The sequence below is a fragment of the Streptococcus mitis genome (genome assembly GCF_946190335.1).
GTDB classification, from domain to species: Bacteria; Bacillota; Bacilli; order Lactobacillales; family Streptococcaceae; genus Streptococcus; species Streptococcus mitis_CH.
Genome location: NZ_CAMHZN010000001.1, coordinates 540,498 through 560,473, shown reverse-complemented (window position 1 = coordinate 560,473; position 19,976 = coordinate 540,498). Strand labels below are relative to the sequence as shown.

Annotated in this window: 19 protein-coding genes; 18 read left to right on the top strand and 1 reads right to left on the bottom strand. The window is 40.4% G+C overall.

The features are described from left to right. Positions 1-3: 3 nt before the first annotated feature. The 9 genes from N8O43_RS02870 (at position 4) to N8O43_RS02830 (ending at position 8,642) form a co-directional block, all read left to right on the top strand. Positions 4-1,107: a Gfo/Idh/MocA family protein gene (locus tag N8O43_RS02870; RefSeq protein WP_000241730.1), complete on the top strand. Its 1,104-nt coding sequence runs from the start codon at positions 4-6 to the stop codon at positions 1,105-1,107. 171 nt (positions 1,108-1,278) lie between these two features. Beyond that, positions 1,279-1,977, top strand: coding sequence for an N-acetylmannosamine-6-phosphate 2-epimerase (locus N8O43_RS02865; RefSeq protein WP_033676556.1), 699 nt, complete (start codon positions 1,279-1,281; stop codon positions 1,975-1,977). A gap of 114 nt (positions 1,978-2,091) precedes the next feature. Next, positions 2,092-3,420 carry an ABC transporter substrate-binding protein gene (locus N8O43_RS02860; protein ID WP_261089371.1) on the top strand — a complete coding sequence of 443 codons (1,329 nt, stop codon included), beginning with the start codon at positions 2,092-2,094 and terminating at the stop codon, positions 3,418-3,420. 221 nt (positions 3,421-3,641) lie between these two features. Continuing rightward, positions 3,642-4,508 (top strand): carbohydrate ABC transporter permease, encoded by an 867-nt coding sequence (locus N8O43_RS02855; protein ID WP_153198773.1) that lies wholly within the window; start codon positions 3,642-3,644, stop codon positions 4,506-4,508. Positions 4,509-4,523: 15 nt separating this feature from the next. Then, positions 4,524-5,363: a carbohydrate ABC transporter permease gene (locus N8O43_RS02850; protein ID WP_033676563.1), complete on the top strand. Its 840-nt coding sequence runs from the start codon at positions 4,524-4,526 to the stop codon at positions 5,361-5,363. Between the two features lie 171 nt (positions 5,364-5,534). Then, entirely contained in the window at positions 5,535-5,987 is a 453-nt protein-coding gene (locus tag N8O43_RS02845; RefSeq protein WP_261089370.1) for a NanQ anomerase/TabA/YiaL family protein, read from the top strand. A gap of 18 nt (positions 5,988-6,005) precedes the next feature. Continuing rightward, the gene (locus N8O43_RS02840) at positions 6,006-6,650 is read left to right on the top strand and encodes a YesL family protein (protein WP_261024804.1); all 645 of its coding nucleotides are present in this window, start codon (positions 6,006-6,008) and stop codon (positions 6,648-6,650) included. 172 nt (positions 6,651-6,822) lie between these two features. Next, complete coding sequence (locus N8O43_RS02835) at positions 6,823-7,740, top strand: dihydrodipicolinate synthase family protein (protein WP_153195740.1); 918 nt, start codon at positions 6,823-6,825, stop codon at positions 7,738-7,740. Positions 7,741-7,757: 17 nt separating this feature from the next. Next, positions 7,758-8,642 carry an ROK family protein gene (locus N8O43_RS02830; protein WP_261089367.1) on the top strand — a complete coding sequence of 295 codons (885 nt, stop codon included), beginning with the start codon at positions 7,758-7,760 and terminating at the stop codon, positions 8,640-8,642. Positions 8,643-8,657: 15 nt separating this feature from the next. Here the strand turns inward: N8O43_RS02830 and N8O43_RS02825 are convergent, their stop codons facing one another. After that, positions 8,658-9,509, bottom strand: a complete 852-nt coding sequence (locus tag N8O43_RS02825) for a MurR/RpiR family transcriptional regulator (RefSeq protein WP_261009350.1) — start codon at positions 9,507-9,509, stop codon at positions 8,658-8,660. 189 nt (positions 9,510-9,698) lie between these two features. Here N8O43_RS02825 and pbp2b point away from each other — a divergent pair, with 189 nt between their 5' ends. From pbp2b to N8O43_RS02780, 9 genes are all read left to right on the top strand, one after another. After that, on the top strand, positions 9,699-11,756 hold the full coding sequence (gene pbp2b / locus N8O43_RS02820; RefSeq protein ID WP_261089366.1) for a penicillin-binding protein PBP2B: 2,058 nt from the start codon (positions 9,699-9,701) through the stop codon (positions 11,754-11,756). 10 nt (positions 11,757-11,766) lie between these two features. Then, positions 11,767-12,363 (top strand): recombination mediator RecR, encoded by a 597-nt coding sequence (recR, locus tag N8O43_RS02815; RefSeq protein WP_000966748.1) that lies wholly within the window; start codon positions 11,767-11,769, stop codon positions 12,361-12,363. Between the two features lie 174 nt (positions 12,364-12,537). Beyond that, on the top strand, positions 12,538-13,581 hold the full coding sequence (locus N8O43_RS02810) for a D-alanine--D-alanine ligase (RefSeq protein WP_261089365.1): 1,044 nt from the start codon (positions 12,538-12,540) through the stop codon (positions 13,579-13,581). Positions 13,582-13,665: 84 nt separating this feature from the next. Continuing rightward, entirely contained in the window at positions 13,666-15,039 is a 1,374-nt protein-coding gene (locus tag N8O43_RS02805) for a UDP-N-acetylmuramoyl-tripeptide--D-alanyl-D-alanine ligase (RefSeq protein ID WP_261089364.1), read from the top strand. Next, positions 15,026-15,637, top strand: coding sequence for an NUDIX hydrolase N-terminal domain-containing protein (locus tag N8O43_RS02800; protein WP_261089363.1), 612 nt, complete (start codon positions 15,026-15,028; stop codon positions 15,635-15,637). Before N8O43_RS02805 ends, N8O43_RS02800 begins: the two co-directional genes overlap by 14 nt. 90 nt (positions 15,638-15,727) lie before the next feature. Further along, positions 15,728-16,432, top strand: a complete 705-nt coding sequence (locus tag N8O43_RS02795; protein WP_084930425.1) for a YwaF family protein — start codon at positions 15,728-15,730, stop codon at positions 16,430-16,432. 214 nt (positions 16,433-16,646) lie between these two features. Beyond that, complete coding sequence (gene ftsA, locus N8O43_RS02790) at positions 16,647-18,026, top strand: cell division protein FtsA (protein ID WP_140224369.1); 1,380 nt, start codon at positions 16,647-16,649, stop codon at positions 18,024-18,026. A gap of 17 nt (positions 18,027-18,043) precedes the next feature. Then, the gene (ftsZ, locus tag N8O43_RS02785) at positions 18,044-19,300 is read left to right on the top strand and encodes a cell division protein FtsZ (RefSeq protein ID WP_261089362.1); all 1,257 of its coding nucleotides are present in this window, start codon (positions 18,044-18,046) and stop codon (positions 19,298-19,300) included. A gap of 4 nt (positions 19,301-19,304) precedes the next feature. Further along, on the top strand, positions 19,305-19,976 hold the full coding sequence (locus tag N8O43_RS02780; RefSeq protein WP_261089361.1) for a YggS family pyridoxal phosphate-dependent enzyme: 672 nt from the start codon (positions 19,305-19,307) through the stop codon (positions 19,974-19,976).

Below are 19,976 nucleotides of genomic sequence, written 5' to 3'. Positions count from 1 at the left end.
AACATGGTTAAATATGGTGTTGTTGGAACAGGATATTTTGGGGCTGAGTTAGCTCGTTATATGCAAAAGAATGATGGAGCAGAGATTACTCTTCTCTATGATCCAGATAATGCAGAAGCAATTGCAGAAGAATTGGGAGCAAAAGTAGCAAGCTCCTTAGATGATTTGGTTTCTAGCGATGAAGTAGATTGTGTTATTGTCGCAACTCCAAATAATCTTCATAAAGAACCAGTTATTAAGGCTGCACAACATGGCAAAAATGTTTTCTGTGAAAAACCAATTGCGCTTTCTTATCAAGATTGTCGCGAGATGGTAGATGCATGTAAAGAAAACAATGTAACCTTTATGGCAGGACATATTATGAATTTCTTTAATGGTGTTCATCATGCAAAAGAACTAATTAATCAAGGAGTTATTGGAGACGTTCTATACTGTCACACAGCTCGTAATGGTTGGGAAGAACAACAACCATCAGTATCATGGAAAAAAATCCGTGAAAAATCAGGTGGTCACTTGTATCACCACATCCATGAGTTGGATTGCGTGCAATTCCTTATGGGTGGTATGCCTGAAACTGTAACCATGACAGGTGGAAATGTAGCCCATGAAGGTGAAAATTTCGGTGATGAAGATGATATGATTTTTGTCAATATGGAATTTTCTAATAAGCGTTTTGCCTTGTTAGAATGGGGTTCAGCTTATCGTTGGGGTGAACATTATGTTTTGATTCAAGGAACGAAAGGTGCTATCCGCTTAGACTTATTCAACTGTAAAGGAACTCTTAAGCTAGATGGACAAGAAAGTTATTTCTTGATTCATGAATCGCAAGAAGAAGATGATGATCGGACTCGTATCTATCATAGTACAGAGATGGACGGAGCAATTGCTTATGGTAAACCAGGTAAACGTACTCCATTATGGTTATCATCTGTCATTGACAAAGAAATGCGCTATCTGCATGAGATTATGCAAGGAGCTCCAGTATCAGAAGAATTTGCAAAATTGTTGACAGGTGAAGCGGCTCTAGAAGCAATTGCTACTGCAGATGCTTGTACAAAATCTATGTTTGAAGATCGTAAAGTAAAACTGTCTGAAGTTGTACAATAAACATTGGTATTCTCCTAAAAAATTCAAACAGGCCTGCTGAAAGTACTTTCAGCAGGCCTGTTTGAAATAAATAACTTTTGAAACTGAAATCTATTCTACTACAAAGTATTGAAAGCGCTTCACAAATGATATATAATAAACTCATAAGAACAAAGAAAAGGAGGAAAGAGGATGCCACAGATTACTAAAGAAGCCTTGATTGAACAAATCAAAGATGGAATCATCGTTTCTTGTCAGGCCCTTCCTCACGAACCGCTTTACACAGAAGCGGGAGGAGTCATTCCCTTGCTGGTCAAAGCGGCTGAGCAAGGTGGAGCAGTCGGTATCCGAGCAAACAGTGTTCGCGATATCAAGGAAATCAAGGAGGTTACAAACCTTCCAATCATTGGGATAATTAAACGAGATTATCCACCGCAAGAACCCTTCATCACGGCTACTATGAAAGAAGTTGATGAATTGGCAGAGCTTGACATCGAGGTGATTGCTCTGGATTGTACCAAGCGTGAACGCTACGATGGTTTGGAGATTCAAGAGTTCATTCGTCAGGTTAAGGAAAAATACCCTAACCAGCTCTTGATGGCTGACACAAGTACTTTTGAAGAAGGCCTAGCAGCTGTTGAAGCAGGAATTGACTTTGTCGGAACAACCTTATCAGGATACACATCTTACAGTCCAAAAGTGGATGGTCCCGATTTTGAATTAATAAAAAAACTCTGTGATGCCGGTGTAGATGTCATTGCAGAAGGGAAAATTCATACACCAGAACAAGCCAAACAAATCCTTGGATATGGAGTGCGAGGCATCGTTGTAGGTGGCGCTATTACTAGACCAAAAGAGATTACAGAACGCTTCGTTGCTGGTCTTAAATAACACAATTTAAAAACAGAGGAGAGTGGTGGATGCGTCGGACGAAATGAAAACGTATACAAATGCAATCTTACTCATTATCCAATATGGATACGCTTATCAATTAGGAGAATACAAATGAAATTTAGAAAACTAGCTTGTACAGTACTTGCGGGTGCTGCGGTTCTTGGCCTTGCTGCATGTGGTAATTCTGGCGGTAGCAAAGATGCTGCTAAATCAGGTGGAGATGGCGCTAAAACAGAAATCACTTGGTGGGCATTCCCAGTCTTCACTCAAGAAAAAACTGGTGACGGTGTTGGAACATATGAAAAATCAATCATCGAAGCGTTTGAAAAAGCAAATCCAGATGTAAAAGTGAAATTGGAAACCATCGACTTCAAGTCAGGTCCTGAAAAAATCACAACAGCTATCGAAGCAGGAACAGCTCCAGACGTACTTTTTGACGCACCAGGACGTATCATCCAATACGGTAAAAACGGTAAATTGGCTGAGTTGAACGACCTCTTCACAGATGAATTCGTCAAAGATGTTAACAACGAAAATATCGTACAAGCAAGTAAAGCTGGAGACAAAGCTTACATGTATCCAATCAGTTCAGCTCCATTCTACATGGCTATGAACAAGAAAATGTTAGAAGAAGCTGGCGTTGCAAATCTTGTAAAAGAAGGTTGGACAACTGATGATTTTGAAAAAGTTTTGAAAGCGCTTAAAGCAAAAGGATATACACCAGGTTCATTGTTCAGTTCTGGTCAAGGGGGAGACCAAGGAACACGTGCCTTCATCTCTAACCTTTATGGAGCTTCTGTAACAGATAAAGATGTAACAAAATATACAACTGATGATCCTAAATTCGTCAAAGGTCTTGAAAAAGCAGCTAGCTGGATCAAAGACGGTTTGTTGAACAACGGTTCACAATTTGACGGTGGAGCAGATATCCAAAACTTTGCCAACGGTCAAACATCTTACACAATCCTTTGGGCACCAGCTCAAAACGGTATCCAAGCTAAACTCTTGGAAGCAAGTAAAGTAGAAGTGGTAGAAGTACCATTCCCATCAGATTCAGGTAAACCAGCTCTTGAATACCTTGTAAACGGATTTGCAGTATTCAACAACAAAGACGACAAGAAAGTTGCAGCATCTACGAAATTCGTTCAATTCATCGCAGATGACAAAGAATGGGGTCCAAAAGACGTTGTTCGTACAGGTGCCTTCCCAGTTCGTACTTCATTTGGCAAACTTTATGAAGACAAACGTATGGAAACAATCAGTGGTTGGACTAAATACTACTCACCATACTACAACACTATCAATGGTTTTGCTGAAATGAGAACACTTTGGTTCCCAATGTTGCAATCTGTATCAAATGGTGACGAAAAACCAGCGGATGCTTTGAAAGCCTTCACTGAAAAAGCTAACGAAACAATTAAAAAAGCTACAAAACAATAAGCACTAAATCAGATTGATCCCTCCCTTTTCCCTGTGCAAAGTCTATGTAAGAAAAGGGAGGATTTTGTTTGAAATGTAAGGAACTGTCACGAAATTAAAATGAAGTTCTTACATAAGCGAATCTTAAAAAATTTCATTTTGATTTTAAAACAGTTCAAGAAAGTCAAAAAATTATTCTATTTGAAAGAGAGGTGCCGACTGTGAAAGTCAATAAAATTCGTATGCGGGAAACAGTGATTTCCTACGCTTTCCTAGCACCAGTATTATTCTTCTTTGTCATCTTTGTATTGGCTCCTATGATTATGGGATTCATTACAAGTTTCTTTAACTACTCAATGACTAAATTTGAGTTTGTGGGCTTGGACAACTACGTTCGCATGTTTAAAGACCCTGTCTTTATGAAGTCTTTGATCAATACCGTGATTCTGGTTATTGGATCTGTACCAGTTGTTGTTCTATTCTCACTCTTTGTAGCATCTCAGACCTATCATCAAAATGCCATTGCCAGATCTTTCTACCGTTTCGTCTTCTTCCTTCCTGTTGTAACAGGTAGTGTTGCCGTAACAGTTGTTTGGAAATGGATCTATGACCCACTATCAGGGATTCTAAACTTTGTCCTTAAGTCAAGCCACATCATCAGCCAAAACATTTCTTGGTTGGGAGATAAAAACTGGGCGTTGATGGCGATTATGATTATCCTTTTGACTACATCTGTTGGTCAGCCGATTATCCTTTATATCGCTGCTATGGGGAATATTGACAATTCATTGGTGGAAGCTGCGCGTGTTGATGGTGCGACTGAATTGCAAGTGTTCTGGAAGATTAAATGGCCTAGCCTCCTTCCAACAACACTTTACATCGCAATCATTACAACAATCAACTCATTCCAGTGTTTCGCCTTAATTCAGTTGTTGACATCTGGTGGTCCAAACTACTCAACAAGTACACTTATGTACTACCTTTACGAAAAAGCCTTCCAGTTGACAGAGTACGGCTATGCAAACACAATCGGTGTCTTCTTGGCAGTGATGATCGCTATCGTAAGCTTTGTTCAATTTAAAGTACTTGGAAACGACGTAGAATATTAAAGAAAGGAGACAGCTATGCAATCTACACAAAAGAAACCTTTAACAGCTTTCACTGTTATTTCAACTATTATCTTGCTCTTGTTGACCGTGCTGTTCATCTTTCCATTCTACTGGATTTTGACAGGTGCCTTCAAATCACAACCGGATACAATCGTTATTCCACCACAATGGTTCCCTAAAATGCCAACTATGGAGAACTTCCAACAACTTATGGTGCAAAACCCTGCTATGCAGTGGATGTGGAACTCTGTGTTTATCTCATTGGTAACCATGTTCTTAGTTTGTGCAACCTCTTCTCTAGCAGGTTATGTTTTGGCAAAAAAACGTTTCTATGGTCAACGTATTCTATTTGCCATCTTCATCGCTGCCATGGCACTTCCAAAACAAGTTGTCCTTGTACCATTGGTACGTATCGTCAACTTCATGGGAATCCATGACACTCTTTGGGCAGTTATCTTGCCTTTGATTGGATGGCCATTCGGTGTCTTCCTTATGAAACAGTTCAGTGAGAATATCCCTACAGAGTTGCTTGAGTCAGCTAAAATCGACGGTTGTGGTGAGATTCGTACTTTCTGGAGCGTAGCCTTCCCGATTGTGAAACCAGGATTTGCAGCCCTTGCAATCTTCACCTTCATCAATACATGGAACGACTACTTCATGCAGTTGGTTATGTTGACTTCACGTCAAAACTTGACTATCTCACTCGGGGTTGCAACCATGCAGGCCGAAATGGCAACCAACTATGGTTTGATTATGGCAGGTGCAGCTCTTGCTGCTGTGCCAATCGTAACAGTCTTCCTAGTCTTCCAAAAATCCTTTACTCAGGGTATTACTATGGGAGCTGTTAAAGGATAAGAAAAGTAAACTGGTGTGTCAAGATGGCGGAAGTAGTCTTGGCATACTATGGAAATATAGAGTTATAAGTGTCTACAAAATGGAGGGTATGCAGTTACTTTATGAAGTTTTGTTAGACACTTATCAACTTAAGAATGATTTTAGTTAACTATCAGAAACGAAGGAAAGAGTATGATTTTTGACGATTTGAAAAATATTACCTTTTACAAGGGGATTCATCCTAATCTAGACAATGCTATCGACTATCTCTATCAACATCGTAAAGATTCTTTCGAGTTAGGAAAGTATGAGATTGACGGGGACAAGGTCTTTCTAGTTGTTCAGGAAAATGTCCTCAATCAAGCTGAAAATGATCAATTTGAGCATCATAAAAACTATGCAGATTTGCATTTGCTGGTAGAAGGACATGAATATTCGAGCTATGGTTCACGTATCAAAGATGAAGCAGTAGCATTCGACGAAGCAAGTGATATTGGCTTTGTTCATTGTCATGAACACTACCCACTCTTGTTGGGTTATCACAATTTTGCAATTTTCTTCCCAGGAGAACCACACCAGCCAAATGGCTATGCAGGTATGGAAGAGAAGGTTCGCAAATATCTCTTTAAAATTTTGATTGATTAAAAATCAGGAGGCGCAAACATGGCACAAAAAGGAGTAAGCCTTATCAAGGCAGCATTTGATACAGATAACTTTCTCATGCGTTTTAGTGAGAAGGTCTTGGATATCGTGACAGCCAATCTTCTTTTTGTCGTCTCTTGTTTGCCCATTGTGACGATTGGAGTGGCCAAGATTAGCCTTTACGAGACTATGTTTGAGATTAAGAAGAGCAGACGTGTGCCTGTCTTTAAAATCTATTTAAGAGCTTTCAAGCAAAATCTGAAGCTAGGTCTTCAGTTAGGTTTGCTTGAGTTGGGCATTGTTTCATTAAGCCTTCTAGATCTCTATCTCTTCTGGGGTCAGACAGCTATGCCTTTCCAAATGGTGAAAGCTATCTGTCTAGGCGTTCTTATCTTCCTCACTATCGTGATGTTGGCTAGCTATCCCATCGCTGCACGCTATGATTTAACTTGGAAAGAAGTGTTACAAAAAGGACTTATTTTGGCAAGTTTTAACTTTCCATGGTTCTTCCTCATGTTAGCCATTCTTTTTCTCATTGTGATGGTTCTTTATCTGTCCGCTTTCAGTCTACTTTTAGGTGGCTCAGCCTTCCTACTTTTTGGGTTTGGACTATTGGTCTTTATCCAGACTGGATTGATGGAGAAAATTTTCGCAAAATATCAATAAGATGGCTTGTTTCTGAAACTACTTTCAAGCCATAAACATTTCAAAATACATATCGAAACTAAAATCTAAGTGTACACAAGATATTGAAAGCGTTTTTCACAAGGTGTATACTAAACACGTAAAGAATAAATCCTGCTCTTAGCAGAAAAAAAGAAATCTTAGGAGAAAATCTATGTCAGATTTAAAAAAATACGAAGGTGTCATTCCAGCCTTCTACGCATGTTATGATGATCAAGGAGAAGTAAGCCCAGAACGTACACGTGCCTTGGTTCAATACTTCATTGATAAAGGTGTTCAAGGCCTCTATGTTAATGGTTCTTCTGGTGAATGTATCTACCAAAGTGTTGAAGACCGTAAATTGATTTTGGAAGAAGTCATGGCAGTTGCCAAAGGGAAATTGACCATCATTGCTCACGTAGCTTGCAACAATACCAAGGATAGTATGGAACTTGCTCGCCACGCAGAAAGCTTGGGTGTAGATGCCATTGCAACGATTCCACCGATTTACTTCCGCTTGCCAGAATACTCAGTTGCTAAATACTGGAACGATATCAGTTCTGCAGCTCCAAACACAGACTACGTTATCTACAACATTCCTCAGTTAGCAGGTGTTGCTTTGACTCCAAGTCTCTACACAGAAATGTTGAAAAACCCACGTGTCATCGGTGTTAAGAACTCTTCAATGCCAGTTCAAGATATCCAAACCTTTGTCAGCCTTGGTGGAGAAGACCACATCGTCTTTAACGGTCCAGATGAACAATTCCTAGGTGGTCGTCTCATGGGAGCTAAAGCTGGTATCGGTGGTACTTATGGTGCTATGCCAGAACTCTTCTTGAAACTCAATCAGTTGATTGCTGACAAAGACTTGGAAACAGCGCGTGAATTGCAGTATGCTATCAACGCAATCATTGGCAAACTCACTTCTGCACATGGAAATATGTATGGTGTCATCAAAGAAGTCTTGAAGATCAATGAAGGCTTGAACATTGGTTCTGTTCGTTCACCATTGACACCAGTAACTGAAGAAGATCGCCCAGTTGTAGAAGCAGCTGCTCAATTGATTCGCGAAACCAAGGAGCGCTTCCTCTAATCCATAAGGAGGTATTTATGACACACTACGTTGCAATTGATATCGGTGGAACCAACATCAAATATGGTTTGATCGACCAAGAAGGCCAACTTGTTGAATCCCATGAAATGCCAACTGAGGCGCATAAGGGTGGTCCCCATATCTTACAAAAGACAAAAGATATCGTTGCCAGCTATCAAGAAAAAGGCCCAGTAGCAGGTGTTGCTATTTCTTCTGCAGGAATGGTGGATCCAGATAAAGGTGAGATTTTCTACGCTGGACCGCAAATCCCCAACTATGCAGGAACCCAGTTTAAGAAGGAAATCGAGACTAGCTTTGATATTCCTTGTGAGATTGAAAATGATGTCAACTGTGCTGGTCTGTCTGAAGCGGTATCTGGTTCAGGCAAGGGAGCGAGTGTCACTCTTTGCTTGACTATTGGAACAGGTATCGGGGGTTGCTTGATTATGGATGGAAAAATCTTCCATGGTTTTAGCAATTCAGCCTGCGAAGTCGGTTATATGCATATGCAGGATGGAGATTTCCAAGACTTGGCCTCTACGACAGCCTTGGTGGAGTATGTAGCAGCAGGTCATGGAGATCCAGTTGATCAGTGGAATGGCCGACGTATCTTTAAGGAAGCTACCGAAGGAAACAAAATTTGCATGGAAGGCATTGACCGGATGGTAGACTATCTAGGAAAAGGTCTGGCAAATATTTGCTATGTGGCCAATCCAGAAGTAGTCATTCTTGGTGGCGGTATCATGGGGCAAGAGGCAATCCTCAAACCCAAGATTCGCACAGCCTTGAAGGCGGCCTTGGTACCAAGTCTAGCTGAAAAAACACGATTAGAATTTGCCCATCACCAAAATACAGCAGGTATGTTGGGAGCTTATTATCATTTCAAGACAAAACAATCCTAGTTTGGCTCAGCCAAACTAGGATTTTCTTACACGTTTTTGTCTACGATAGCCATTGAGTTTCTTATTTTCCCAATAGCTATTAAAGATTTTCTCCTTGCTTTCACGATTGATTTCCAAAAAATAGGCATAAATCAAATCGATAAAGAAGAGCATAGGAAGTTGAGCGGATATACGTTGAATGTAGGAAGGCTGACTGTGGCTAGCAACAAGAACGTTTTCTGTATAGGTCTGACTATCTTTATTGGGAACACTTGTAAAGAGTACAGTCTTTGCCCCCATCTCCTTAGCGTCTAATAGACTATCTAAAATAGAAGGTGTTGTGCCAGAAAGTGAGAAACCGAGTACGAGACAATTTTCATCCATAATGCTGGTTGTCCAAGCAAAGCCGTCTTGATCAGTCAAGGCCTCGCAGACCACACCTAGACGCATAAAGCGCAATTTCATTTCACGAGCGACAAGGCCAGAACTACCTGTTCCAAAGAAGTAGACACGATCAGCATCTTCGATTAACTGGGCGATTCGTTCAAGTTGTTTTTCGTCAATCAAGTCCTGTGTTTGTTCCCGCATGTGATTGTAGCTTCTAAGAACTCGTTTTGTAAGGGGGCTGTGGTCGGGATGTTGGCTAGCTTGATTATCTGCTTGGTGTTGGTATTGGAAAATAAATTCTCGATAACCTGTAAAACCACACTTTTTAGCAAAGCGGGTCAGTGCGGCTTGAGAGATATGTAATTTTTGAGTGACCTGCTGAGAAGATAAATCATCTGCAATGGTTTCAGATTGTAAAAAATAGCGAGCGATTTCTTGCTCTAGATCTGTTAACTCTTCAAAATGAAGATCAATAATGCTTGCGATATCTTGCGGGTTCATGATACTCCTTTATTTGAGTCTAGCTATTAATCGATAATTATTTTTTGTAGCTTTTGTAAATATTATATCATATAAAATAGTTATGTTTAAATAAAAAAACCATCAGAAACTAAATTAAAAAAGCACCCTTCTTTTCCAAAATTTCTTTTTAAATTATGGTACAATGAAGAGTAAGATTTATAAATAGAAATGAGACTGACTTGTATGAGAAAATTTGATAGCCATTCGATTCCGATTCGGCTTAATTTATTGTTTTCAATTGTTATTTTGCTCTTTATGGCCATTATTGGTCGCCTACTTTATATGCAGGTTTTGAATAAGGATTTTTATGAGACAAAACTAGCATCGGCTAGTAAAACAAAGGTGACCACTAGTTCAGCTCGAGGCGAAATTTATGATGCAAGTGGCAAGCCTTTGGTTGAAAATACTGTGAAACAAGTTGTTTCCTTTACTCGAAACAACAAAATGACGGCTGCAGATTTGAAAGAAACAGCCAAGAAGTTGCTAACCTATGTGGAAGTTTCTTCTCCAACATTGACTGACCGACAGTTGGCGGACTATTATCTAGCAGATCAAGATGTCTATAAGAAAGCAGTGGAAAGTTTACCACGTGAGAAGCGACTTGATTCTGATGGCAATCAATTATCTGAATCCGAGCTTTACAATAATACTGTTGAAAGTATCGATCCAAATCAATTGACCTACTCGGATGACGAAAAGAAAGAAATTTACCTCTTTAGCCAACTTAATGCAGTTGAAAATTTTGCGACAGGAACCATTGCGACAGATTCCTTGTCAGATACACAGATTGCCTTGATTGCTTCAGCTTCTAAGAATTTACCTGGTATCAGTATTTCAACTTCGTGGGATCGAAAGGTTTTAGAGACTTCACTTTCGTCTATAGTAGGAAGTGTATCCAGTGAAAAAGCTGGTCTTCCAGCTGAAGAAGCAGATGCTTATATCAAAAAGGGGTATTCTCTAAATGACCGTGTTGGAACCTCTTATCTAGAAAAACAATATGAAGAAACCTTGCAAGGGAAACGCTCGGTGAAAGAAATTCATCTTGATAAACATGGCAACATGGAAAGTGTCGAAAATATTGAAGATGGTACCAAAGGGAACAATATTAAACTGACCATTGATTTGGCCTTCCAAGATAGCGTGGACAATCTGCTTAAGAGTTATTTTAATTCCGAACTAGGAAATGGAGGAGCCAAGTATTCGGAAGGTGTGTATGCAGTCGCTCTAAATCCAAAAACAGGTGCTGTTTTGTCTATGTCAGGGCTAAAACATGACTTGAAAACGGGAGATTTAACACCTGATTCCTTGGGAACAGTAACCAATGTCTTTGTCCCAGGTTCTGTTGTCAAGGCGGCGACCATCAGCTCTGGTTGGGAGAATGGAGTCTTATCAGGGAATCAGACCTTGACAGACCAACCGATTGTCTTCCAAGGTTCAGCTCCGATTAATTCTTGGTACACTCAGGCTTACGGTTCATTCCCGATTACAGCTGTGGAAGCCTTGGAGTATTCTTCTAATGCCTACATGGTTCAAACGGCTTTGGGCATTATGGGTCAGACCTATCAACCCAATATGTTTGTTTTAACTAACAATTTAGAATCCGCTATGGGGAAACTTCGTTCGACATTTGCGGAATATGGTCTTGGAGCCTCAACGGGTATTGATCTTCCGGATGAATCTACAGGATTTACCCCTAAGGAATATGACTTTGCCAATTACATTACCAATGCCTTTGGCCAGTTTGATAACTACACCCCTATGCAATTAGCCCAGTACGTTGGAACTATTGCCAACAACGGTGTTCGGATTGCCCCCCACATTGTCGAGGGGATTTATGGAAACAACGAACAAGGTGGCTTAGGGAACTTAATCCAATCTGTTGAAACCAAGGAAATGAATAAAATTAATATTTCTGAGTCTGATGTTTCCATCCTCCAACAAGGTTTTTATCAAGTTTCTCATGGTGGGAGTGCTTTGACAACCGGTCGTGCCTTTTCAAATGGAGCAGCAGTTTCCATTAGTGGAAAAACAGGTACTGCCGAAAGTTATGTTGAGGGTGGTCAAAAAGCTAATAATACCAATGCTGTGGCCTATGCACCATCAGATAATCCTCAAATCGCTGTAGCTGTTGTCTTCCCTCATAACACCAACCTTACAAATGGTGTCGGACCTTCCATTGCGCGCGACATTATCAACCTCTATAACCAACATCATCCAATGAATTAGAAAGGAACTTATGCTTTATCCAACACCTATTGCCAAGCTGATTGACAGTTATTCTAAGTTACCGGGTATCGGGATTAAGACTGCTACCCGTCTGGCCTTCTATACTATTGGAATGTCTGATGACGATGTCAATGAATTTGCTAAAAATCTCCTTTCTGCTAAGAGAGAGCTGACCTACTGTTCCATCTGCGGTCGCCTGACTGATGACGATCCTTGCTCTATCTGTACCGATCCAAGTCGTGACCAGACAACCATTTTAGTTCTCGAAGATAGTCGCGATGTGGCAGCCATGGAGAATATCCAAGAATACCATGGACTCTATCATGTCTTACATGGACTCATTTCTCCCATGAATGGTATCAGTCCGGACGATATCAATCTCAAGAGTCTTATGACTCGTCTGATGGATAGTGAAGTTTCAGAAGTAATCGTAGCAACCAATGCCACAGCAGATGGGGAAGCGACTTCCATGTATCTTTCACGTTTGCTCAAGCCAGCTGGGATCAAGGTTACGCGCCTAGCACGAGGTCTCGCTGTGGGAGCAGATATCGAGTATGCGGACGAAGTCACACTCTTACGAGCAATTGAAAATCGAACAGAGTTGTAAGTCTAGACAAATTAACACACTCAATTTATTTAGACAAAAATCAAGGAGACCGACAGTTGTTTTATCGGTCTCTTTTTAGATTTATTGGAGACCAGTATCAGGTTCAAGTTTAAAAAAAGAAGTAAATATGATATACTAAAGAACGAGTATTCTATTAGAATTGGAACAAATAATATGAAACAAACGATTATTCTTTTATACGGTGGACGCAGTGCAGAGCGTGAAGTCTCTGTTCTTTCAGCTGAGAGTGTGATGCGTGCGGTCAACTACGACCGTTTCACAGTCAAGACTTTCTTCATCAGCCAGTCAGGTGACTTTATTAAAACGCAAGAATTTAACCAGACTCCAGATCAAGAGGATCGTCTTATGACCAATGAAACCATTGATTGGGATAAGAAAGTTGCACCAAGTGCTATATACGAAGAGGGAGCAGTGGTCTTTCCAGTCCTTCACGGTCCGATGGGAGAAGATGGCTCTGTTCAAGGCTTCCTCGAAGTTTTGAAAATGCCTTATGTTGGTTGTAACATATTGTCATCTAGTCTTGCCATGGATAAAATCACCACTAAGCGTGTCTTAGAATCTGTCGGGATTGCCCAAGTTCCTTATGTGGCTATCGTTGAAGGCGATGATGTGACTGCTAAAATCACCGAAGTTGAAAAAAAATTGACTTATCCAGTTTTCACAAAACCATCAAACATGGGGTCTAGTGTCGGTATTTCTAAATCTGAAAACCAAGAGGAACTTCATCAAGCCTTGAAACTTGCCTTCCAATATGACAGCCGTGTCTTGGTAGAGCAAGGGGTAAATGCTCGTGAAATCGAGGTTGGTCTACTGGGTAACTACGATGTCAAAAGCACGCTTCCTGGAGAAGTAGTCAAGGATGTTGCCTTCTATGACTACGATGCCAAGTATATTGACAACAAAATTACCATGGATATCCCAGCTAAAATCAGTGATGATGTGGTAGTTGTCATGCGTCAAAATGCAGAAACTGCCTTCCGTGCCATTGGTGGCCTCGGTCTATCTCGTTGCGATTTCTTCTATACAGATAAGGGAGAGATTTTCCTAAACGAGCTCAATACCATGCCAGGATTCACCCAGTGGTCAATGTATCCATTACTTTGGGACAATATGGGAATCAGCTATCCAGACTTAATCGAGCGATTGGTGGATCTTGCTAAGGAAAGCTTTGACAAGCGCGAAGCGCATTTGCTATAAAAATGAAAGAGAGGGTAGAAGTCAGAACCATCACTGCAAGGTGATCAGAGTTCTCGGACTTCGACCCTTTTTAAAGGAGTAGAAATGAAATTAACAATCCATGAAGTGGCTCAAGTTGTAGGAGCTAAAAATGATGTCAGTATCTTTGAGGACACTCAGTTAGAAAAAGCTGAGTTTGACAGTCGCTTAATTGCGACAGGAGATTTATTTGTCCCCCTCAAGGGTGCGCGTGATGGTCATGACTTTATCGAAACAGCCTTTGAAAATGGTGCGACAGCAACCCTGTCTGAGAAAGAAATCGCAAATCATCCCTACATTCTAGTAGATGACGTTTTGGCTGCCTTTCAATCCCTAGCTGCCTACTATCTTGAAAAAACAGCAGTTGATGTCTTTGCTGTCACAGGTTCAAATGGCAAGACAACGACCAAGGATATGTTAGCGCACTTGCTATCAACAACCTACAAAACCTACAAAACACAAGGCAACTACAATAATGAGATTGGTCTTCCTTACACGGTTCTTCATATGCCTGAAGAAACAGAAAAGTTGGTCTTGGAGATGGGACAGGATCACTTGGGAGATATTCATCTCTTGTCAGAATTGGCTCATCCAAAAACAGCCATCGTGACCTTGGTTGGAGAAGCTCATTTGGCCTTTTTCAAAGACCGTTCTGAAATTGCTAAAGGAAAAATGCAAATTGCAGATGGGATGGTACCTGGTTCCTTGCTTTTAGCGCCAGCTGACACTATTGTAGAGGACTACTTGCCAACTGATAAAAAGGTGGTTCGTTTTGGGCAAGGAGCAGAGCTGGAAATCACAGACTTGATTGAGCGCAAGGACAGTCTGACCTTTAAGGCTAATTTCTTGGAACAAGCCCTCGATTTGCCAGTGACTGGTAAGTACAATGCCACTAATGCCATGATTGCGTCTTATGTTGCCCTACAAGAAGGGGTTTCAGAGGAGCAAATTCATAAGGCTTTCCAAAATCTTGAATTGACGCGTAACCGTACCGAATGGAAGAAAGCAGCCAATGGAGCAGATATCTTATCAGATGTTTACAATGCCAATCCAACTGCTATGAAGCTGATTTTAGAGACTTTCTCTGCCATTCCAGCCAACGAAGGTGGCAAGAAAATCGCTGTCTTGGCGGACATGAAGGAACTTGGTGACCAGTCTATTCAACTCCATAATCAGATGATTTTGAGCCTCTCGCCAGATGTGCTGGATACCGTGATTTTCTATGGAGACGACATTGCAGAATTGGCCCAATTGGCCAGTCAAATGTTCCCAATTGGCCACGTTTACTACTTCAAGAAAACAGAAGACCAAGACCAATTTGAAGACCTAGTTAAGCAGGTCAAAGAAAGCCTTGGAGTCAATGACCAAATCCTACTCAAAGGCTCTAACTCTATGAATCTAGCCAAGTTGGTAGAAAGTTTAGAAAATGAAAACAAGTGATTTTGTCAAGTATCTTCAAAGAATGATTGCCCTTACAGATACTGGATTAACCTTTACAAAAGATCCTTTCGACCGTGAGCGCTACGAAGACTTGCGAGGCCTTTTATCTGAAATGTTGAATCAGGCATCAGACCTTGATTCCGAAGAAGTGGCAGAAGTCTTGAAGCCAACTTCTGCTTATGCGACTCCGTTAATGGACGTCCGTGCTTGGATGGTTGAGGACGAAAAGATTTGTCTGGTTAGGGGACAAGGAGAGAATGATTGGGCTTTGCCAGGTGGCTTTGGTGAAGTCGGCTATTCTCCAACAGAAAATATTCTCAAGGAAATTGAAGAAGAAACCGGTTTTGAAGCTAAAGTAGAAAGACTACTAGCTGTTTTTGATACAAATCGTTTCCAACTACAGAGCAAGCAATATGCAAAGTTTGTTTTTGAATGTAAGCTTCTTGATGGACAATTCCAAAAAAATCAAGAAATTGCTGACCTTCAATTTTTTGCCATTGATCAACTGCCAGCCTTATCTGAAAAACGCATTACCAAGGAGCAAATAGAGATTCTTTGGCAGGTTTATCAAGGTCAGAGGGAGCAATATCTTGATTAAGAAGATGATTATCGTATTTCTAAATTCATTTTTGACAAATAGCATGGTATAATAATATGCAGGAAAATTTTGAATCATGAGGAAGACTAGATGAATTTATGGGATATTTTCTTTACGACCCAAGCAACAGAACCACCTAAATTTGACCTTTTTTGGTATGTTAGCCTATTTACGCTTTTAGCTTTGACCTTTTATACAGCCTATCGTTATCGTGAAAAGAAGGTTTGCCAACGATTTTTCCAAATCTTGCAGGCCGTTCAGCTGATCCTCCTTTATGGTTGGTACTGGGTCAATCATATGCCCCTGTCAGAAAGCTTACCTTTTTACCATTGTCGTATGGCTATGTTTGTGGTGCTTTTGCTTCCTGGTCAGTCCAAATATCGGCAGTATTTTGCATTACTAGGAACATTTGGGACATTAGCGGCCTTTGTTTATCCAGTTCCAGATGCCTATCCTTTCCCACATATTGCGATTTTATCCTTTATCTTTGGCCACTTAGCACTCTTGGGGAACTCTCTAGTTTATCTATTGAGACAGTATAATGCGCGATTGCTGGATGTGAAGGGAATTTTTCTCATGACCTTTGCACTAAATGCCTTGATTTTTGTGGTTAATTTAGTAACAGGTGGAGATTACGGATTCTTGACAAAACCGCCATTGGTTGGAGATCACGGCTTAGTAGCTAATTATTTGATTGTTTCTATAGCCTTGTCTGCTGCAATAACTTTGACTAAGAAAATCTTAGAACAATTTTTAGAACAAGAAGCAGAAAAAATGATTGCAAAGAAAGCTTGATTTTAAGCTTTCTTTTTTTCATAAATCTGATTTTTTATAGCTTGTTTGGAAAATAAAAAAATCTAAGGAACGAATGTGAAAAAATGGTAAGTAAATTTAGGAAAAACTAAGCACGATTGGATTTTTTGTGTTATAATATTCTGTGAATAGCTATGCCCTATTTTAGCTATTTTGAATAGAAGTTTGAAACTTGGAAGAGAGAGGATGCGATGTAATGGCTAGAGATGGTTTTTTTACAGGCTTAGATATCGGAACTAATTCGATTAAAGTATTGGTTGCCGAGCTTAGAAATGGTGAACTTAATGTAATTGGTGTAAGTAATGCCAAGAGTAAAGGTGTAAAGGATGGGATTATCGTTGATATTGAAGCAGCAGCAACTGCTATCAAGTCAGCTATTTCCCAAGCAGAAGAGAAAGCTGGCATTTCAATCAAATCAGTGAATGTTGGTTTGCCTGGAAATCTTTTGCAAGTAGAACCAACTCAAGGTATGATTCCAGTTACATCTGATACAAAAGAAATTACAGATCAAGATGTTGAAAATGTTGTTAAATCAGCCTTGACAAAGAGTATGACACCAGATCGTGAAGTCATTACTTTTATTCCAGAAGAATTTATCGTAGATGGTTTCCAAGGTATTCGTGACCCACGTGGTATGATGGGGGTTCGTCTTGAAATGCGTGGTTTGCTTTACACAGGTCCACGTACTATTCTTCACAATTTACGCAAGACAGTTGAGCGCTCAGGTGTTCAAGTTGAAAATATTATTATTTCACCATTGGCTTTGGTTCGTTCAGTCTTGAACGAAGGAGAGCGTGAATTTGGAGCTACTGTGATTGATATGGGAGCAGGTCAAACAACTGTTGCTACAATCCGTAACCAAGAACTCCAGTTTACAAATATTCTTCAAGAAGGTGGAGATTATGTCACAAAAGATATCTCTAAAGTCTTGAAGACTTCACAAAAACTAGCTGAAGGATTGAAATTGAACTATGGTGAAGCCTACCCTTCACTTGCAAGCAATGAAACCTTCCAAGTTGAAGTGATTGGTGAAGTAGAGCCTGTAGAAGTTACAGAAAGCTACCTAGCAGAGATTATTTCAGCTCGTATTAAACACATTTTCGAACAAATCAAACAAGAGTTGGAAAGAAGACATTTGTTGGATCTTCCAGGTGGGATTGTTCTGATTGGTGGAAATGCTATTTTACCAGGTGTTGTAGAACTTGCACAGGAAGTATTTGGCGTTGGTGTCAAACTTTACGTTCCAAATCAAGTTGGAATTCGTAACCCTGCCTTCGCTCATGTGATTAGCTTGTCTGAATTTGCTGGTCAATTGACTGAAGTACATTTATTAGCACAACGAGCAGTCAAGGGTGAGGATACTTTGCGTCACCAACCAATTAATTTTGGTGGGATGATTCAACGTGTTACGCAAGTAGCACAACCTACCCCTATTCAACCAGTTCAAAATACTGAGGTAGAGCAATCAGCTTCTACGAACGTAGTTGCTCCGAAAGAAGATAAAGTATCTTCTCAAAATAAACCAAAAATCGCAGATCGTTTCCGTGGCTTAATCGGAAGCATGTTTGATGAATAAAAGAGGAAAAATAAACTATGACATTTTCATTTGATACAGCAGCAGCTCAAGGTGCAGTTATTAAAGTAATCGGTGTTGGTGGAGGTGGCGGAAATGCCATTAACCGCATGGTTGACGAAGGTGTTGCAGGCGTAGAATTTATCGCAGCAAACACAGATGTACAAGCTTTGAGTAGTACAAAAGCTGAGACTGTAATTCAGTTAGGCCCTAAATTGACTCGTGGTTTGGGTGCTGGCGGTCGACCTGAAGTTGGTCAAAAGGCAGCTGAAGAAAGCGAAGAAGCCTTGACTCAAGCTATTACTGGAGCAGATATGGTCTTCATTACTGCAGGTATGGGAGGTGGCTCTGGTACTGGTGCAGCTCCTGTTATTGCCCGCATTGCTAAAGATTTAGGTGCTCTTACAGTTGGTGTTGTAACACGTCCTTTCGGTTTCGAAGGAAGCAAACGTGGTCAGTACGCTGTAGAAGGAATCAATCAACTTCGTGAGCATGTAGATACTCTATTGATTATTTCAAACAACAACTTGCTTGAAATTGTTGATAAGAAAACTCCACTTCTTGAAGCTCTTAGCGAAGCAGATAACGTACTTCGCCAAGGTGTTCAAGGGATTACGGACTTGATTACAAATCCTGGTTTGATTAACCTTGACTTTGCCGATGTGAAAACAGTTATGGCAAATAAAGGGAATGCCTTAATGGGTATCGGTATCGGTAGTGGAGAAGAACGTGTGGTAGAAGCAGCTCGTAAGGCAATCTACTCACCACTTCTTGAAACAACTATTGATGGTGCTGAGGATGTTATCGTCAACGTTACTGGTGGTCTTGACTTGACTTTGATTGAAGCAGAAGAAGCTTCAGAAATCGTCAACCAAGCGGCTGGTCAAGGAGTGAACATCTGGCTCGGAACATCTATCGATGAAAACATGAAAGATGAAATCCGTGTTACAGTTGTAGCGACTGGTGTTCGTCAAGATCGTGTTGAAAAAGTTGTGGGCCATGCACCAAGACAAGCTGTTCGTCATGAACAAGCAAGTCCTAGTTATGCACACAATCATAATCGTCACTTTGATATGGCTGAAACTGCTGAAATTCCAAGTCCAGCACCTCGCCGTACAGAAACTTCTCAAACTTCAGCATTTGGTGATTGGGACTTGCGTCGTGAGACAATTGTTCGACCAACTGATTCAGTGGTATCACCAGTTGAACGTTTCGAAGCACCATCTTTACACGATGAGGATGAATTAGACACTCCTCCATTTTTCAAAAATCGTTAAGTAAATGAATTTGAAAGAAAATACAGAACGTGTTTTTCAACAAATAAAAGATGCAAGTCAGCAGTCAGGAAGAGAAGCCAATTCTGTTTCGGTTGTTGCTGTTACAAAATATGTAGACGTACCGACAGCGGAGGCTTTGCTTCCGCTAGGTGTGCATCATATTGGTGAAAATCGTGTGGATAAATTTCTTGAGAAATATGAAGCTTTAAAAGATAGAAATATTACCTGGCATTTGATTGGAACCTTGCAAAGACGCAAGGTCAAAGATGTCATTCAGTATGTTGATTATTTCCACGCTTTGGATTCATTAAAGCTAGCAGAGGAAATTCAAAAAAGAAGTGGCCGAGTTGTTAAGTGTTTCTTACAAGTAAATATCTCAAGGGAAGAGAGCAAACATGGTTTTTCAAGGGAAGAACTATTGGAGCTCTTGCCAGAATTGGCCACCTTAGATAAAATTGAATATGTCGGCTTGATGACCATGGCTCCTTTTGAAGCTAGTAGTGATGAGTTGAAAGAAATTTTTAAAGCTACGCAGGATTTGCAACTAGAAATTAGAGAAAAACAAATTCCCAATATGCCAATGACGGACTTGAGTATGGGTATGAGTCGTGACTACAAGGAAGCGATTGAATTTGGCTCAACATTTGTCAGAATTGGTACAGCATTTTTTAAATAG